The 14,717-nt window shown below is 60.6% G+C and carries 16 protein-coding genes and 1 tRNA gene; 5 read left to right on the top strand and 12 right to left on the bottom strand.

The window, feature by feature from the left end; all coding sequences use genetic code 11:
* Window positions 1-26 precede the first annotated feature (26 nt).
* The 4 genes from C6Y62_RS07985 to mnmA form a co-directional block, all read right to left on the bottom strand.
* Window positions 27-1,064 (bottom strand): hypothetical protein, encoded by a 1,038-nt coding sequence (locus C6Y62_RS07985; RefSeq protein ID WP_173953457.1) that lies wholly within the window; start codon window positions 1,062-1,064, stop codon window positions 27-29.
* A gap of 321 nt (window positions 1,065-1,385) precedes the next feature.
* A tRNA-Met gene (locus C6Y62_RS07980) sits at window positions 1,386-1,462 on the bottom strand.
* A 97-nt stretch (window positions 1,463-1,559) separates the two neighbouring features.
* Window positions 1,560-2,291, bottom strand: coding sequence for a class I SAM-dependent methyltransferase (locus C6Y62_RS07975; protein ID WP_173953456.1), 732 nt, complete (start codon window positions 2,289-2,291; stop codon window positions 1,560-1,562).
* 44 nt (window positions 2,292-2,335) lie between these two features.
* Entirely contained in the window at window positions 2,336-3,568 is a 1,233-nt protein-coding gene (mnmA, locus tag C6Y62_RS07970) for a tRNA 2-thiouridine(34) synthase MnmA (protein ID WP_173953455.1), read from the bottom strand.
* Window positions 3,569-3,844: 276 nt separating this feature from the next.
* Between mnmA and sciP the strand changes: the two genes are divergently transcribed.
* Window positions 3,845-4,123 (top strand): CtrA inhibitor SciP, encoded by a 279-nt coding sequence (sciP, locus tag C6Y62_RS07965; RefSeq protein WP_068465360.1) that lies wholly within the window; start codon window positions 3,845-3,847, stop codon window positions 4,121-4,123.
* Window positions 4,124-4,204: 81 nt separating this feature from the next.
* Here the strand turns inward: sciP and C6Y62_RS16195 are convergent, their stop codons facing one another.
* Window positions 4,205-4,687, bottom strand: coding sequence for a hypothetical protein (locus C6Y62_RS16195; protein ID WP_198491344.1), 483 nt, complete (start codon window positions 4,685-4,687; stop codon window positions 4,205-4,207).
* Window positions 4,688-5,178: 491 nt separating this feature from the next.
* The gene (locus tag C6Y62_RS07955; protein ID WP_068465318.1) at window positions 5,179-5,556 is read right to left on the bottom strand and encodes a flagellar export protein FliJ; all 378 of its coding nucleotides are present in this window, start codon (window positions 5,554-5,556) and stop codon (window positions 5,179-5,181) included.
* Window positions 5,557-6,208: 652 nt separating this feature from the next.
* Here C6Y62_RS07955 and ctrA point away from each other — a divergent pair.
* The gene (gene ctrA, locus C6Y62_RS07950) at window positions 6,209-6,913 is read left to right on the top strand and encodes a response regulator transcription factor CtrA (RefSeq protein ID WP_068465321.1); all 705 of its coding nucleotides are present in this window, start codon (window positions 6,209-6,211) and stop codon (window positions 6,911-6,913) included.
* 214 nt (window positions 6,914-7,127) lie between these two features.
* On the opposite strand, the gene C6Y62_RS07945 is transcribed toward ctrA, so the two are convergent.
* Window positions 7,128-7,463, bottom strand: a complete 336-nt coding sequence (locus C6Y62_RS07945; RefSeq protein WP_246274468.1) for a GlsB/YeaQ/YmgE family stress response membrane protein — start codon at window positions 7,461-7,463, stop codon at window positions 7,128-7,130.
* A gap of 169 nt (window positions 7,464-7,632) precedes the next feature.
* On the opposite strand from C6Y62_RS07945, the gene C6Y62_RS07940 reads away from it, so the two are divergent.
* Both C6Y62_RS07940 and C6Y62_RS07935 read left to right on the top strand, forming a co-directional pair.
* Complete coding sequence (locus C6Y62_RS07940) at window positions 7,633-8,586, top strand: fumarylacetoacetate hydrolase family protein (RefSeq protein WP_246274466.1); 954 nt, start codon at window positions 7,633-7,635, stop codon at window positions 8,584-8,586.
* A gap of 111 nt (window positions 8,587-8,697) precedes the next feature.
* A complete protein-coding gene (locus C6Y62_RS07935; protein WP_173953452.1) occupies window positions 8,698-9,459 on the top strand; it encodes a cyclase family protein in 762 nt (253 codons plus the stop codon).
* Window positions 9,460-9,501: 42 nt separating this feature from the next.
* Here C6Y62_RS07935 and C6Y62_RS07930 read toward each other — a convergent pair whose 3' ends face one another.
* The gene (locus C6Y62_RS07930; RefSeq protein WP_173953451.1) at window positions 9,502-9,702 is read right to left on the bottom strand and encodes a DUF2905 domain-containing protein; all 201 of its coding nucleotides are present in this window, start codon (window positions 9,700-9,702) and stop codon (window positions 9,502-9,504) included.
* A gap of 5 nt (window positions 9,703-9,707) precedes the next feature.
* Window positions 9,708-11,210 carry a glycerol kinase GlpK gene (glpK, locus tag C6Y62_RS07925; RefSeq protein WP_173953450.1) on the bottom strand — a complete coding sequence of 501 codons (1,503 nt, stop codon included), beginning with the start codon at window positions 11,208-11,210 and terminating at the stop codon, window positions 9,708-9,710.
* Window positions 11,211-11,340: 130 nt separating this feature from the next.
* Between glpK and C6Y62_RS07920 the strand changes: the two genes are divergently transcribed.
* The gene (locus C6Y62_RS07920) at window positions 11,341-12,702 is read left to right on the top strand and encodes an AmpG family muropeptide MFS transporter (RefSeq protein WP_173953449.1); all 1,362 of its coding nucleotides are present in this window, start codon (window positions 11,341-11,343) and stop codon (window positions 12,700-12,702) included.
* Between the two features lie 154 nt (window positions 12,703-12,856).
* On the opposite strand, the gene bfr is transcribed toward C6Y62_RS07920, so the two are convergent.
* The 3 genes from bfr to C6Y62_RS16810 all read right to left on the bottom strand — a co-directional run bounded on the left by bfr (window position 12,857) and on the right by C6Y62_RS16810 (window position 14,506).
* Window positions 12,857-13,354 (bottom strand): bacterioferritin, encoded by a 498-nt coding sequence (bfr, locus tag C6Y62_RS07915; protein ID WP_068461440.1) that lies wholly within the window; start codon window positions 13,352-13,354, stop codon window positions 12,857-12,859.
* 146 nt (window positions 13,355-13,500) lie between these two features.
* Entirely contained in the window at window positions 13,501-13,827 is a 327-nt protein-coding gene (locus tag C6Y62_RS07910) for a hypothetical protein (protein ID WP_173953448.1), read from the bottom strand.
* Window positions 13,828-14,011: 184 nt separating this feature from the next.
* The gene (locus C6Y62_RS16810; protein WP_068461437.1) at window positions 14,012-14,506 is read right to left on the bottom strand and encodes an RrF2 family transcriptional regulator; all 495 of its coding nucleotides are present in this window, start codon (window positions 14,504-14,506) and stop codon (window positions 14,012-14,014) included.
* Window positions 14,507-14,717: the final 211 nt, after the last annotated feature.

Raw genomic sequence — 14,717 nt, 5'->3', positions numbered from 1 at the left:
CAAGCGGCCGCTCTGCGTCTGCGTTTCTATCGTAATCCGATGCGACGCAGCAGCGTCGACCACGCACCGCATTCCACGGCGGGTCGAACAATTTCCGGCTGCGCCAAACGCTCAGCTTCCAGGCTGACGCCCGATCGCGCCGGTGCCGTCCAGCGCTCGATCAGCGAGAACAGGTTGTGGCGGTCGAGGATGCCGGCGCGCGCCACCCGTATCGCATCCAGCCGCTCAGCCCACGGGTCCTTTGCCAGCACGTTGGTGATCAGACGCAGGATCCCCGGTCGGTCTTCCAGCGATGGCAGCGCCACCAGCGCCTTCTTGGGGAAATAGTCGACAACGTTGCTGCAGCCGGCGAACAGAGGCAGCGTGAAGCCTAGGTAAGCGTCAGCCAATCGCTCCGTCCAGCAATGGTCGAGTTCGCTATCTTCCAGCACCAGATGATAGCGATAGGGCAGGATCGCGGAGGCGGTGTCCTGCAACGGCATGAAGCCGTCGCCGAAAATATCGACGTCATCGGCGAAGTGCAGCCGCAGTTGCGCCAGCAGCGCCTGCCGTGCCCGCTCGCGTTTCTTGTCCGGCATCGGGCTGCTGATCAGCGATATGCGCTTGGCCTTCGGCTCGGGCACCGCCATTGCACGCAGCACGGACAGATCGGCCCGCACGCTCGCGCCGTCCTCGCCTACGCGCACACCAATGCGCCATGGCTTAGCGGGTTGGCTCGCCACCCAGCGGCCCGCAAAGCCCCGGATCGGCTGCGGTGAAGCCACCACGCCGAACTGATTGATGAAGCCTGCGCGATGTTTGCGGCCAATGGGCGGCGTATGGGCAAAGAGGATGCGGCGCTCTTTCGGCAGATCGGTCTCGACCGGCTCCACCAGATCATCAAACACAACCAGCCAGTTCGAACGGTCGCTGAGTTGCAGCCGCACAGACATGCCGCCGTGGCGTCCGGCTGCATCATCGGTCTGGCGCAGCCAGGGCCACGCCTGTCGGGCCAGAAAGGCTACGTCCCGGCCATCGCCGCCGTTCGCTGCCTTCGTTGGCCCAGCAATTGTGTCTCGAACCAAGCCGCCCCCCATCCCGCGCTCGCAGCCCATCGGCGCTTCGCCGCCCGGTTCGTCCGGCGCCGAGCGACCGCAACGTTTCAAGGCGGCACGCGCGATGGCTTTTATGGCTGATTCACACGCCGGTGAGGATCGCGATGCGGCTTGCAGCGCATGGCTGACGGACCGAGTCGCAGTAGCGTTTGAGAAGCTTGGACAGAAAGGAACGGGCTGTGCCGACTTTTGTGCGTCGCGCCGTACGCAGATGTCGCTTTGTTCGCATTGTGTGCCGCCAACAAGCCAGCCATGGGCCGGGCGGCAACCTTGTAAAATAAAAGGAAAATTTGGTAGCGGAACCCGGACTTGAACCGGGGACCTACGGATTATGATTCCGCCGCTCTAACCAACTGAGCTATCCCGCCACTTGAGATCGCGTCTATAGGGACGCAGATGCTCTACTGTCAAGAACAGGGACGCATAAAATATGCGCCCCAGTCCCAAATTCTTCGGATCGACCGATTATTCCGCTGCCACGGCAGGCTTGGCCGAGCCGTCATTCTTGACGAAGCGCAGCATCGTGAACAGACCAAGCGGACGCAAAGCCTTGCGATCCGTCAGTTCAAGATCGTCACAAACCTGCACACGGGACAGATCGAACACCGACCGCCAGCCAATCTTGTCGGCAAACGGGGCCATGCGGCGCTCCACCCAGCCGCGCACACCTTCGGTCTGGCTGAAATGGTTGACCAGCAGCACCTGACCGCCGGGCTTGGTCACGCGGGAAAGCTCTCGCATCACGGCCTCGGGCTCCGGCACCACGGTCATGACGTACATCGCCACCACGGTATCGAACGAACCGTCCGGGAACTTGAGATCCGAAGCGTCCATCTCGTGCAGGCCGGTCACGTGATCGAGGCTTTCCTCGGCAACGCGCTCACGGGCCTTCTCGAGCATTTCCGGCGACAGATCGATGCCGACCACTTCCAGATGTTTTTTATAGTCAGGCAGCGACAACCCTGTGCCGACACCCACCTCAAGCACCCGGCCGCTGCTCTGGTTGATCATCGATACCGCATGCCGACGGCCGGCCTTGGCGACGACACCGAAGGTGTAATCGTAAACCGGCGCCCAGCGGCGATAGGCATCCAACACCGCGCTTTCGTCGATGCGGCCGATGCCAACGATGCGGCCCTGCGAGCGTTCCAACATGGCCGGCTGGCGGCGGTAATCGGTCTGCGACATTGATTTCATTGGGTGTCGCTCCTTACGTCGCGACCCAAGCCTCTCAAATGAGATTATCCATCCAAGCCTGCGCGGCTTAACTCAGGTGCCCGCGCCGCCTCAACCTGCTTGGCAACAGTCTTGGCGATGAAACCACCGCCCAGCAGCCGGCCGCGGTTATCGCCACTCGTGTAGAATACGCACGCCTGCCCTACTGCGACACCGTCTTCACCGTCCTCAAGCACAACTGTCACCGCGCCATCGGCATCAGCGAACAGACGGGCGGCTTGCGGCGGCTGAGTGGAGCGTACCCGCGCAAAGATTGGCAAACCTTCGGCCGCCACCTCAGCCAGCGGGGCATCCCCCAACCAGTTAACATTTCTAAGGAGAAGACTTTGCGTGCGCAAGCAGTCACGAGGCCCCACGACCACTTCATTTGTGTCAGCGTCTAAACGAATGACATAAAGCGGCTCAGGACCGGTGATTCCCAGACCTTTGCGCTGCCCTACCGTGAAGTTGATAATTCCCGAATGGGTGCCGAGCTTGCGGCCATCGGCATGCACGATGTCGCCTGGCTTCACCGCACCCGGCTTCAGCCGCTCGACAATGCCCGTGTAACGCCCGGTCGGGACGAAGCAGATGTCCTGGCTATCGGCCTTTTCAGCCACCGTCAGGTTGTAACGACGCGCGAGTTCACGCACCTCGGCCTTGGGTAGGCCGCCTAGCGGAAACCAAAGGAAATCAAGCTGTTCCTGCGTGGTGGTGAAAAGAAAATAGCTCTGGTCGCGGTCGGCATCGACGGCCCGCACCAGCTCAGGCCCGTTCGGCCCCTCGCGGCGCTGGATATAATGGCCGGTCGCCAGCGCATCAGCGCCGAGATCCTTGGCCGTCTCCAGCAGATCGCGGAACTTGATCTGCTGATTGCACGCGACGCACGGGATCGGCGTCTCGCCCGCTGCGTAGCTCTCGGCAAAGCTGTCGATCACCGCCGCGCTGAAACGTCGCTCATAGTTCAGAACGTAATGGGGAATGCCCAGCGCATCGGCCACACGGCGTGCGTCGTGGATATCCTGACCGGCGCAACAGCTACCTTTTCGTCCGGTAGCGGCGCCGTGGTCGTAAAGTTGAAGGGTTATTCCGATAACGTCATGCCCTTGGTCGCGCATAAGCGCAGCAACGACGGACGAATCAACGCCGCCCGACATGGCAACAACCACGCGTTTTCGCTCTTCGGCCGCTGGGCCGGAAGGCGAGGCGCGAAAGGCGCCGGAAGGGACGTTCTCGTTCACGTGTTGGGCACCGGCCATTCGTTAGTTCATTGCTGGGATTTGGCGCTTAAGTATGGCGAGCGCACGTCCGGCCCGTCGAAGTGCCTGGAGCGCAAACCTTACGGCTTGAGCGGCCATAAACGCAAGCTGAAGCCGCTGGCTCCTGTTGGCGCAGACAGCCGTTGCGTAAACCTTAACAGAACCCCCTGGGGGCGGGGTCGATTGATTTATGTTACGTTTACTCAAGAACTTAGCCCGACCTTAATCCTGTTGGGCTATAACCCTTAGCTGGTCAGCGAGTGTGTAATGAGTATCATGACCGAGCAACAGATGAGAGCGCGGGTACGCTACGTTATCGGGCCGGATGGAAGCCCGCTAACGATTGCCGATCTACCGCCCAAAGACACGAAACGTTGGGTAATCCGCCGCAAGGCTGAGGTGGTTGCTGCTGTCCGCGGCGGCCTGCTCAGCATTGAGGAAGCCTGCGATCGATACAAGCTGACCGTCGACGAGTTTCTGTCGTGGCAGCGATCGATCGACAAGCACGGGCTACCGGGGCTCCGCGCTACGAAAGTTCAGGACTATCGCGACTAAACATCGCGGGCGGCCAGCACTGGCCGCCCTCCTGCGCTTCGGAAAGCTGTTTGCTGCCGCCAACCTTCTTAAGCCACCTTCCTACCAGCCTACGATACCCGTAGCGCCGCAGCCGGTAGCGCCTGTTCCCCAGCGGCGCGCATCGGCATCCATGGCCGCTGCCAGCAGTTCCGAAAGCTTCAGGTTTTCGGTAACGACAGTCGTCCCGCCGGTTCTGCTATCAGTTTCTATGACCACACGGTAAGCGCGCAACCCCTTGGGATTGTCGGCGCTGCGATCACGCTCGTGAATGACGATCACCGCGCGGCCACCCTTGCTCGGCGGCTCAGCGTCGGCGTGATAAACATAATTGGCCTTCAAGGCCCCCGACGGGCCGAACCAGCACGCTAGGGCGCCGCGGGCAATCCGCTCATAGATTTCCGTCGGCCTGCCCTCAATCGAAATAGGATGCAACTGAGGTTGCGGAGGCTCCGATTGAGCCTGCTGCGGCGACGGAGGAGCAGCCCCCGGCGGCGCATCCAAAGCTGCGGTTGCGCCTTCCGATAACGGCGGGATGGTCGGCAACGACGGCGGATTTGCGCTTGTACAGCCAGCGCATATCAAAACCAGGCCAGCAGCGGCCAGGGCCAGACCGATCCGGCCTGCGCCAGTGGCCCGACCTAAAGTTGCTTCAGACACATTGTGTGCTGACCGCCGCATCCGCCCCTTTAGCCATCTAGCAAAATCGATCTCGGTGCATCGGCACCGCAGAGTATCAGCCCGGTTTGCATGGCCGGCACGAAGAACACAAGCCCAAGCAGCCGGGCGCTGGCATCCGGTTGGGGGCAACCGTGAAGCTTACCATTGGGGCGACTACAGTGTCGCCTGGCGCCGGCGTCAGGCGATCGGTTCGCGACGCGATGGCCCATAGCGAAACAGCCTAAGAGCAGCCGTTGATCCGGTCAGAAACAGCAAAAACCGGGCACATGATGCATGGCCCGGCTTTACTCAGAACAGAATGGATTCGATTGACGCCGGCCCGGATCACATTCCGGGCCTCGATCAAGGACGCTTACTCAGCGCAGCGCCGTGGCAGCCGAACGATCCGCCCGACGGCGGTTGCGGAGCTGATCCTGACTGGCCGTGTCTGCGCGGGCCGCCTGCTCCAAAGCCTCGTCACGCTCGCGAAGCGCAACCTCGAGCTTGGCCTTCAGCCCATCGGCCGACGCGATGAGGTTATCACGGCGTTGGCTGGCCGACTTGGCAAACGTCGAATAGTTAAAATGGGCCGGATCACGGACGCCGGTCCGCTCCTCTTCCGCCTTGATCTGACGGTCGAGATCGCTCGCCATGCCGTCGAATTCGCGGATCATGTGCTCCAGATCGGCAACCTTCCGCGCTTTTTCGTCGGCTGCGAAGCGCTTCAGTCTCAGCGCCGATTCACGTGCTTTCATTGTTCGATACCCCGGACAAATTCGAACTGTGCGGCATCACTAACAAGAAGCGTGCCAGCCCCACCAACAAACTCCCGCTTTGAGCTCAGAAATCCTTGGGCCTGACGGCCTGGGGTGTCACCTGCGGGAAGGCGCACCATCTTCACACCGAATATGACATCTGGCCATTAAGTTGCGGTAAAGCAACGCGAACATCAATCTATTCGATACTATGCCCTTTGGGGCCAAAAAATGACCAATCGGACCTAGGCCGCCCGAGCGAATTAAGTTACCTCTTGATTCGTAATGAGTTGGGTCCGGTCAGTGCATCCTAGTTGTGAAGACCTCCAACGGGGTCCAAGCCTCAGATATCACCGATCCGAACTCCAAAACCGTCATCCACCGGCAACGACTGAATGCTTGCACTGCAGCATGGCTATTTCGGCCATGCACCCTGTTCTATTTCCAGACTTTTCATATTTCAAAAGGTCGCGGAAAACGGCGTCTGGCAGGCAGGTAAACAGAGTTGGTTGGAGTGTTGGGATACGGAGAAAGACTTAATTAGGATTTGTTAACTTTCGGCGGGTAATTTCCTAACAGTGGGTTAGCTTGAAAAGATGCGGGCGCTCTTTTCGGCTAATGGGGCAAGCGGCGCGGACGAAGAGGAACGATCATGAGAGTTCTTTTGATCGAGGACGACAGTGCGACAGCACAGAGCATCGAACTGATGCTCCAATCCGAGGGGTTCAACTGTTATACGACCGACCTCGGTGAAGAAGGTGTCGACCTCGGAAAACTGTACGACTACGACATTATTCTGCTGGATCTTGGCCTTCCGGACATGAGCGGCTACGAGGTCCTCAAGACCTTGCGCGTCGCGAAAGTCGGCACACCGATCCTCATTCTTTCCGGCCATGCCGGCATTGAGGACAAGGTGCGCGGTCTCGGCTTCGGTGCCGACGACTACATGACCAAGCCATTCCATAAAGATGAGCTGGTTGCGCGCATTCACGCCATTGTTCGGCGCTCGAAGGGCCATGCGCAGTCGGTCATCGAGACCGGCGATCTGCGGGTCAACCTCGACACCAAGACTGTCGATGTGAATGGCCAGCGCGTGCATCTGACCGGCAAGGAATATCAGATGCTTGAGCTGCTCTCGCTGCGCAAGGGCACCACGCTGACGAAGGAGATGTTCCTGAACCATCTCTACGGCGGCATGGACGAGCCGGAGCTCAAGATCATCGACGTGTTCATCTGCAAGCTGCGCAAGAAGCTGCAGGCGGCAACGGGTGGTCAGCATTACATCGAAACGGTGTGGGGGCGCGGTTATGTGCTCCGCGATCCGAGCGACGAAGGCGCGGTTACTACCGCCGCCTAAAGCCCGCCGTTTGTTCCGCGTCAGCACCACTTTATCGGGGGCCGAAATGGCCCCCGATTTCGTTCATAGTTTGTTAATAAATATTAATAGAAATTTAAATTACTTTTAACGGTTGCAGGCGCCATCAACACGCCTGTTCATTTGTCGCGCCATTGCTGAGACTGCCGCGATAATTAATCCCCGAAAACGCCTTCGATTTTTCTGCCTGCCGCGCTCACGGGGATTTGTTGTAGTGACCGTAGAGCCAGAGCGCGCCAAGGAACAGGATCGACCCGACAACCGCCGAGACCACGTCGCGCAGCGATATCGAGATCGTCTCCAGGCCGGGCAAAATGTTGAACAGGCGGAACAGGAAGCCGCCGACCAGAGCACCGATCAGGCCGATACCGAGATTGGTCCACCAGCCGAACCCTTCCCGCTGCCAACGCACGGCGATGCCGGCAAGAGTGCCGCCGAGTAGACCGATGATGAGCCAGACGATGATTTGAGACCAGTTGAGGAGCATGACCGTTTCTCGCTGACATACAGTTTTTGCAACGCTGGATGCCATGCTAGCGCGCCCGCGTTACTTTCAAGCGTATGGCGATTGCCTGAACCTTTTAGTGCTCTTCGCCCTGGAACCAGCGTAAGCAAACCGCTAAAGCGCGAGCTTGGATGCGACGAAACCTTGCCAACAGAGAGGGCCGATGAAGCTTCGGCGGAGAGCGAGCGGCGGCCGATTGCGTATTGAGCTAGAAGCGCCACAAGGCTGGGTGAGCGTCGCCGCAGCCATCGCCGCTGCGAACTTGTCCGGGCGCGACGTGGAGCTGAGCGGACAGACGTCCGCCGACACCATCGCACTGCTGGCATTGCCGCTGGAGCTACGCGCACGCATCCAGGAAGCAGCGCGCAACATTGCAGCGAACGCCAATGCAGAGGCGGCGGCAGCGTCCGCGCTGCCTTTCACCCCGCGCTCGTTCCGCGATTTCATGTTGTATGAGGCGCATGCAATCGATGCGGCACGCGGTTTCGTCCGCCGCTTCATGCCCGCGACCGCGCGCATTGCTTCCGCTTATGAGGTGGTTACCCGCCGGACATTCCCACCCCTGCGTCCAAGCGCGCTGTGGTATCGCCAGCCGATCTATTACATGGGCAATCACCTGACCATATCGACCGATGGCGATGACATCGCGATACCGCATTATACCAACGCGCTCGATTACGAGCTGGAGCTGGGCTTCGTGCTGGCGCATCCGCTGCGCGACGCAACACCGGAAGCGGCCGAAGCTGCCATCGGCGGCTTTGTGGTGCTGAACGATTTTTCCGCCCGCGACGTGCAGCTTGCCGAGATGCGGTCAGGCTTCGGCCCGCAGAAAGCAAAGCACTTTGCCAGCGCGATCTCCGCCGTGGTTGTAAGCGCCGATGAGATCCTGCCCCGCTGGAATGAACTGCGCGGCAGCGTATCCATCAATGGCCAGCCGGTTGCAGAGTGCGCAACACAAAACGCGCGCTGGTCTTTAGGTGAGGCGCTGGCACATGCGAGCGCGGGCGAACAGCTTCATCCGGGAGAGTTGTTCGGAACCGGGACGCTGCCCGGCGGCAGCGGTATCGAAGCGGGACGACTGCTGGCGCGCGGCGATACGGTAACGCTCGCCATCGACGGCATCGGCACGCTGAGCAATCAGATAACTTAGACCATGATCGCTTCGGACCCTATCAGTCCGAAGCGTAAATCATCGGTCGCAACAGGAGGCTGGAGCCACATCACGATTTTGGCGAACGTGATCTCTCCAGATCAATCATCCATGCAGGTCATCGATCTGTCGAAGCCGATTCAGTTCAACAGTGGCGATCCGCGCTTCATGCAAGTGAAGATCCGCCACAAGCGGCACGGCGCGGCCAAGTTGCTGGTGCGCCTGCTGGGTCTGCCGAAGCGGCTTATGCCGCGCGACTTCACCGGCTGGGCCGACGACACGATCACCAAGATGGGCGTGCATTCGACAACGCACATCGATGCACCGTGGCACTACGGTCCGACGTCCGCCGGCGCGCCTGCACAGACCATCGACGAGATGCCGCTGGAGAAATGCATCGGGCCAGGCGTGGTGCTGGACCTGACGCACAAGGCCGATGACGACGCGATTACGCCTGCCGACCTTGAAGCGGCGCTGGCGAAAAACGGCGCGCAACTGGACGCGCGCACCATCGTGCTGATCCGCACCGGCCGCGACAAACTGATGGGCACGAAGGAGTTCTGGAAGCGAGGCACCGGCATGAGCGCGGCGGCGACTGAATGGCTGCTGGATCGCGGCCCGACGGTGATGGGCATCGACCAGTGGGGATGGGATCTGCCATTCCGCGCACAGATCGCGTGCTCCAAAGCCACCAACGATGACACGCTGTTCTGGGAAGCGCATCGCGTCGGCCAGCGGCGGCCGTATTGGCACATGGAACAGCTGACCAATCTCGGAGCACTACCGCCGCATGGCTTTGAGGTGATGGTGTTTCCGCTGAAAATTGTCGGCGCATCAGCGGCGCCCGCGCGCGTCGTCGCCGTTGTGCGCTGACGGCGCGTTTCAACCAACGACGCAACAAACGCGGCGATGCGTTTAAGGTTTCATCAGCCAGAAAATCAGCGACAGCACAGCGCTGACGATGAGGCCCGTCATCAGCGGGATGTAAATGCGGATGTTGCCGCGCTCGATGACGAAGTCGCCCGGCAGGCGGCCAAGCCCCAACCGCTCGCCCAGCATCCAGACGAGGCCGAAACCCACCAACAGCACTCCGACGACGAGCAACAGCTTACCCATGGCAATCACATCGGCATCGCGCCACCGTTCGACAAGGTGCGCCCAACGGCATCGTGCCAGCGGGCGATAATGCGCTGACGTTCGGGCGCCTCCATCTGCGGCTCGAAGCGGCGATCCAGTGCCCAGCGCGTGGCAAATTCCTCCGGCGCCGGATAGAAGCCCGCTTGCAGGCCCGCCAGATAGGCCGCCCCCAGCGCCGTTGTTTCAAGCGCGGTTGGGCGGTCGACCGGAATATCCAGAATGTCGGCGAGACGCTGCATGGTCCAGTTGCACGCGGCCATGCCACCGTCAGCGCGCAGCACCGCCCCTGACACCTCCGGGCAATCGCCGCGCATCGCCTGCAGCAGATCATACGTTTGCAGACAAACCGATTGCAGCGCAGCGCGCGCAAGTTCGTTCGGGCCGGTGTTGCGCGTTAGCCCGAACAGAGCGCCGCGACAGTCCGGGTCCCAATAGGGCGCGCCGAGACCGACGAACGCGGGCACAAGCGTTACATCCTGATTGGCATCGGCCGCCGCCGCCATTGGTCCGCTGTCGGACGCATGGGCGATGATCTTCAAGCCGTCGCGCAGCCACTGCACCGCTGCTCCCGCTATGAAGATCGAGCCTTCCAGCGCATAGGTGCGCACGCCATCAAGCTGATAGGCGACGGTGCTGAGCAGGCGATTGCGCGAGGCGATGCATGTCGCTCCCGTGTTCAACACGGCAAAACAGCCGGTGCCATAGGTGGATTTGAGCATGCCGGGCTTGAAGCATGCCTGCCCTATCGTCGCCGCCTGCTGATCGCCCGCCATGCCGCCGATGCGGATCGGCCCGCCGAATATCTCCGGATCGGTGCTGCCGAAATCGCACGCGTTGTCTTTCACCTCCGGCAGCAACGCACGCGGCACTTTAAAGATGGCGAGCAGTTCGTCGGACCACTTGCCGGCGCGGATGTCGAGCAGCGCGGTGCGCGAAGCGTTGGTGATGTCGGTTGCGTGCTGACGCCCACCGGTAAGCCGCCACAGCAGAAAGCTGTCGATGGTGCCGAACGCAAGCTCGCCTTTCTCAGCCCGCTGGCGCGCACCCGCAACGTGATCCAGTATCCACGCGATCTTGGTGGCAGAGAAATACGGATCGAGAACCAGGCCAGTGCGTTCGCGGATGGTTTCGCCGTGCCCTGCTACACTTAAAGCTTCGCACTGATCGGCGGTGCGCCGGTCCTGCCAGACGATCGCGTTGTAGATCGCGCGTCCCGTAGCACGTTCCCATATGACGGTTGTTTCGCGCTGGTTGGATATGCCGATGCCGACGATGTTGCGCGCGCCGCCCGCGTTTGCGACCGCAGCGCGTGCTACGTTGAGTGTCGTTGCCCAGATTTCCTCCGGGTCATGCTCAACCCAGCCGGAATTGGGAAAATGTTGCTTAAATTCATGCTGAGCAATGCCGCTGATGCCGTAGTCGGCATCAACCAATAACGCCCGCGATGACGTTGTCCCCTGATCGATCGCCAGCACATAGCGTGCCATTCACCCTCTCCCGGTTTTAATGCCGCACCGCGGTCACTCTATTTGTGGACATGGATCGACAGATACTGCACGCACCTGTAGTCAACCTCGTCCCCACCCCCTGCACAACTTCACCGGAGCGAAGCCCCGCATGAGCGCACCGACGCAAAGTGAACCGCAGCCCGGACGATCTTACCTCGATGCGCTAACGGTCTACCTAAGGCCGAGTGTGCTCGTCATCATGCTGCTGGGTTTTTCATCCGGTTTGCCACTGGCGCTTTCGGGCGAAACGCTCCGTGTATGGATGGCCGACAGCGGCGTTGATCTTGGAACGATCGGCCTGCTGTCGCTTGCGGGTCTTCCGTACACGCTGAAGTTCCTGTGGGCGCCGGTTGTCGATGCCTGGCAGGTGCCGTTTCTTTCGCGCCACTTCGGACGCCGGCGCGCGTGGTTGATCGCTTCGCAGCTGGTGCTGATGGCGGCCATTGTTTTTCTCGGCACGCGCGATCCCATTTCTGCGCCGTGGATGATCGGCCTTGGCGCGGTGATCGTGGCGATGGCGTCGGCGACGCAGGATATCGTGGTCGATGCCTATCGCGTGCAGGCGCTGCCAACAGATGAGCAGGCGGCGGGCATGGCGGGCTACGTCGCCGCCTACCGCATCGGCATGCTGGCATCGGGCGCGGGCGTGATTGGATTCAGCGCCTGGCTGGAAACGCAGGGTATCGCCAGGGAATCGGTGTGGCCGCTGGCCTATGCCGCTGCCGCGCTGCTGGTGCTGGTCGGCCTGTTCGGCTCGATCGTCGCGCGCGAACCGCAGTCGGCGCGCGACATCGCGGCGGCGGAGCACGACAAGGAAGGCAGCCCGATCTTTCGTCTGTTTGAGACGGCTAGAGGCGCGTTCGCCGACTTCCTGACCAGCGATGCCGCGCTGGCGGTGCTGGCGTTCGTCATCCTGTTCAAGCTGTGCGATGCGCTTGCGGGCACGATGACCGCGCCGTTCGTGCTGTCGTTGGGATATTCGAAGGCGACCTACGCTGCAATCGTGAAAGGCGTTGGTCTTGCTGCGTTGCTGGCTGGCGGCTTTGCGGGTGGCGCCGTTGCACGCGCGCTGCCGCTCTCCACGGCGCTTTGGATCGCCGCATTCCTGCAGATGGGATCGAACCTGGTGTTCGTGTGGCTGGGCTATCAGACGCCCAGCGCCGGCGCTCTGACGGTCGCCATCGTGGTCGAGAATTTCGCCGGTGCGATCGGCACCGTGATCTTCGTCGCGTATCTGTCGGCGCTATGCCGGAACCCGCTGCACACGGCCACACAGTATGCGCTGCTGACCGCGCTGGCATCGACGGGCCGCACGTTTTTTGCGTCGGGCACCGGCTACATGGTGAAGCTGCTGGATTGGCCGTTGTTCTTCATCGCGACATCGCTGACCGCACTGCCGGCGCTGATGCTGCTGGTCTGGTTGCAACGGCGCGGACACTTCCGCTCGCTGGAGAATGGCAACGGCAGCTAGCTTTTTTATATGGCGCTCGGCGACTCCCCTGCGGGGAGCCGGCCGCCGAGCGGGCATCATGAAAATGCAAAAGGCCCGCGGGATCGATCCCGCGGGCCTTTTTTAACCGGTGACTGGCTGGCTGATTGCTGGCTGACCGGGAAGTGGCAGCCGATTACTCGGCGTTGCCTTCAACCTTGTCAGAGGAATCCGCCTGCAGCATGCCGTAGTTCTGCACGCCGATGTTCTTCATCAGGTCGAGCTGCGTCTCGATGAAGTCGATGTGGCCTTCTTCATCGGCCAGCAGTTCATCGAAGATGTCCATCGAGACATAGTCGTGATGCTGACGGCACAGCTCGCGCGCCTTGGTGTAGAATTCCTGGGCGATGTACTCACCCTTCAGATCGCACTCCAGAACCTCTTTCAGGTTCTCGCCGATCATCAGCGGTGCGATTTCCTGCATCTTCGGGAAACCTTCGAGGAAGAGAATGCGCGTGATCAGCTTGTCAGCGTGACGCATTTCTTCGATCGATTCCTCGCGCTCCTTCTTGGCGAGCTTGGTGTATCCCCAATCGTCGAGGCGACGGTAATGCAGCCAATATTGACTGACCGCGCCAAGCTCCAGCTTCAGCGCGAAATTCAACGCGTCGATAACTTCTTTATTGCCCTTCATGGCTGCCCCTCTCCGTGCCTTACAGCGTAATGATCGGATGGCTGAGTGGATGCGGGCTTACCGCGACGCAACTCAGACGCAGGCCCCGAAGGGCCGCGGGCAGATACTGGTTGGTAAATTAGAAAGATTCCAGTCTAAAAACGCGCTCAGGCGATTTTACGAACCAAATCTTTGGAATCGCTAACAACAAAGTCGACCGGATCGATATGCGCAACCGGGCTGGCCTTGGCGCGACGGGCGGTGAAGGCAAGCAGCTTGCTGCGGGTGGTGGCGCTGAGCGTGGGCGAAATTAGCCCTTTCTTTTCAAGCTCATCGACCTTGTTATAGATCGTGTCGACAGCCAACGGCGCGCAGCCGCAGCAGTTCATCCGCTTCGACAGATGGCGGAATACGATACCCGGAGTGGGAATGGGTGCATCAGGCGCATTCAAGATCTCGACGAGTGCGTTCTCGATGTCGAGATCGGTGATCACCGTGCAGGAACAGACAATCATCTCACGTTTCCCCGCGCGCATATTCTTATAGGGCTGCGCGTGCCTTAAATATGGAAACTACTATTCCACATTTGAAGGGTAGGAAGCGTATGTCAAGCGAACTTACGACGCAGGATTAACGCCGCGGCGGGACGGACACCCGTCCCGCGAAAACTTCGGAAAATCAGCTCAGAAGCCGCGACGATGCCGACTGCTGGGTCCGACGCGTGCGGGCAGCCGCCGTGGCGCCACGGGCGGCAGAGCCTTTACCAGTACGGCCGCCGGGCTCACCGCCAATTGGACTATGGGTTCCGTGGACCATATCCTCAAGCGTATGCTGGTCGAGAACGGCGACGAAAGCATCGAGCGCGTTGTCAACGATGCGGTGCAGATCGGCCTCGCCGACTTCCTCACGCTCGCTGCCCATACCTTCAATGGCGCGCACAACCTCGCCAATGCTGATCTTGACCGCCGGGCGCGCCAGCTTCACGCCGCCATGGCGACCGCGGGCGGAGACCAGAAAACCGGCCTTCGACAGCAAATGCACGATTTTGAACGCATTTTGCTGGGTGATGTCCAGACGGCTGGCAATGTCGGCCACCTTGATGAGATGACCTTCTGCCTTGGCGCAATCAACCAAAATGCGGACGGCGTGGCTCGTGGATTTGTTGATTCGCATGCGCTCTACAGTCTCGTGCCTGTCGAATAAGTTTGGATACAACGCCCCGAGCGATACCGCTGATCCCCGAAGCGTAATAACAGCGGTATGCTGGCCTCCGCAGAGAAAATACTCAAGCACGAAAAGATGTTGAACATATTTGTGTACGGCGATCGGAAAGATAAGACACAGGCCGCGGGCCGTACCTGACCTCCGATCTGAAGCCTGGGAA

Origin of the sequence: Hyphomicrobium sulfonivorans (assembly GCF_013306565.1) — a bacterium.
Taxonomy (GTDB): Bacteria; Pseudomonadota; Alphaproteobacteria; order Rhizobiales; family Hyphomicrobiaceae; genus Hyphomicrobium_A; species Hyphomicrobium_A sulfonivorans.
The sequence above is the reverse complement of the archived record's forward strand: the minus strand, read 5'-3'. Positions and strand labels throughout refer to the sequence as shown.

Excerpts from the sequence above, each read along its gene's own strand:
- C6Y62_RS07975 (WP_173953456.1), bottom strand. The coding sequence starts at position 2,291 with ATGAAATCAATGTCGCAGACCGATTACCGCCGCCAGCCGGCCATGTTG.
- mnmA (WP_173953455.1), bottom strand. The coding sequence starts at position 3,568 with ATGGCCGGTGCCCAACACGTGAACGAGAACGTCCCTTCCGGCGCCTTT.
- sciP (WP_068465360.1), top strand. The coding sequence starts at position 3,845 with ATGACCGAGCAACAGATGAGAGCGCGGGTACGCTACGTTATCGGGCCG.
- C6Y62_RS07955 (WP_068465318.1), bottom strand. The coding sequence starts at position 5,556 with ATGAAAGCACGTGAATCGGCGCTGAGACTGAAGCGCTTCGCAGCCGAC.
- ctrA (WP_068465321.1), top strand. The coding sequence starts at position 6,209 with ATGAGAGTTCTTTTGATCGAGGACGACAGTGCGACAGCACAGAGCATC.
- C6Y62_RS07945 (WP_246274468.1), bottom strand. The coding sequence starts at position 7,463 with ATGGCATCCAGCGTTGCAAAAACTGTATGTCAGCGAGAAACGGTCATG.
- C6Y62_RS07935 (WP_173953452.1), top strand. The coding sequence starts at position 8,698 with ATGCAGGTCATCGATCTGTCGAAGCCGATTCAGTTCAACAGTGGCGAT.
- C6Y62_RS07930 (WP_173953451.1), bottom strand. The coding sequence starts at position 9,702 with ATGGGTAAGCTGTTGCTCGTCGTCGGAGTGCTGTTGGTGGGTTTCGGC.
- glpK (WP_173953450.1), bottom strand. The coding sequence starts at position 11,210 with ATGGCACGCTATGTGCTGGCGATCGATCAGGGGACAACGTCATCGCGG.
- C6Y62_RS07920 (WP_173953449.1), top strand. The coding sequence starts at position 11,341 with ATGAGCGCACCGACGCAAAGTGAACCGCAGCCCGGACGATCTTACCTC.
- bfr (WP_068461440.1), bottom strand. The coding sequence starts at position 13,354 with ATGAAGGGCAATAAAGAAGTTATCGACGCGTTGAATTTCGCGCTGAAG.
- C6Y62_RS16810 (WP_068461437.1), bottom strand. The coding sequence starts at position 14,506 with ATGCGAATCAACAAATCCACGAGCCACGCCGTCCGCATTTTGGTTGAT.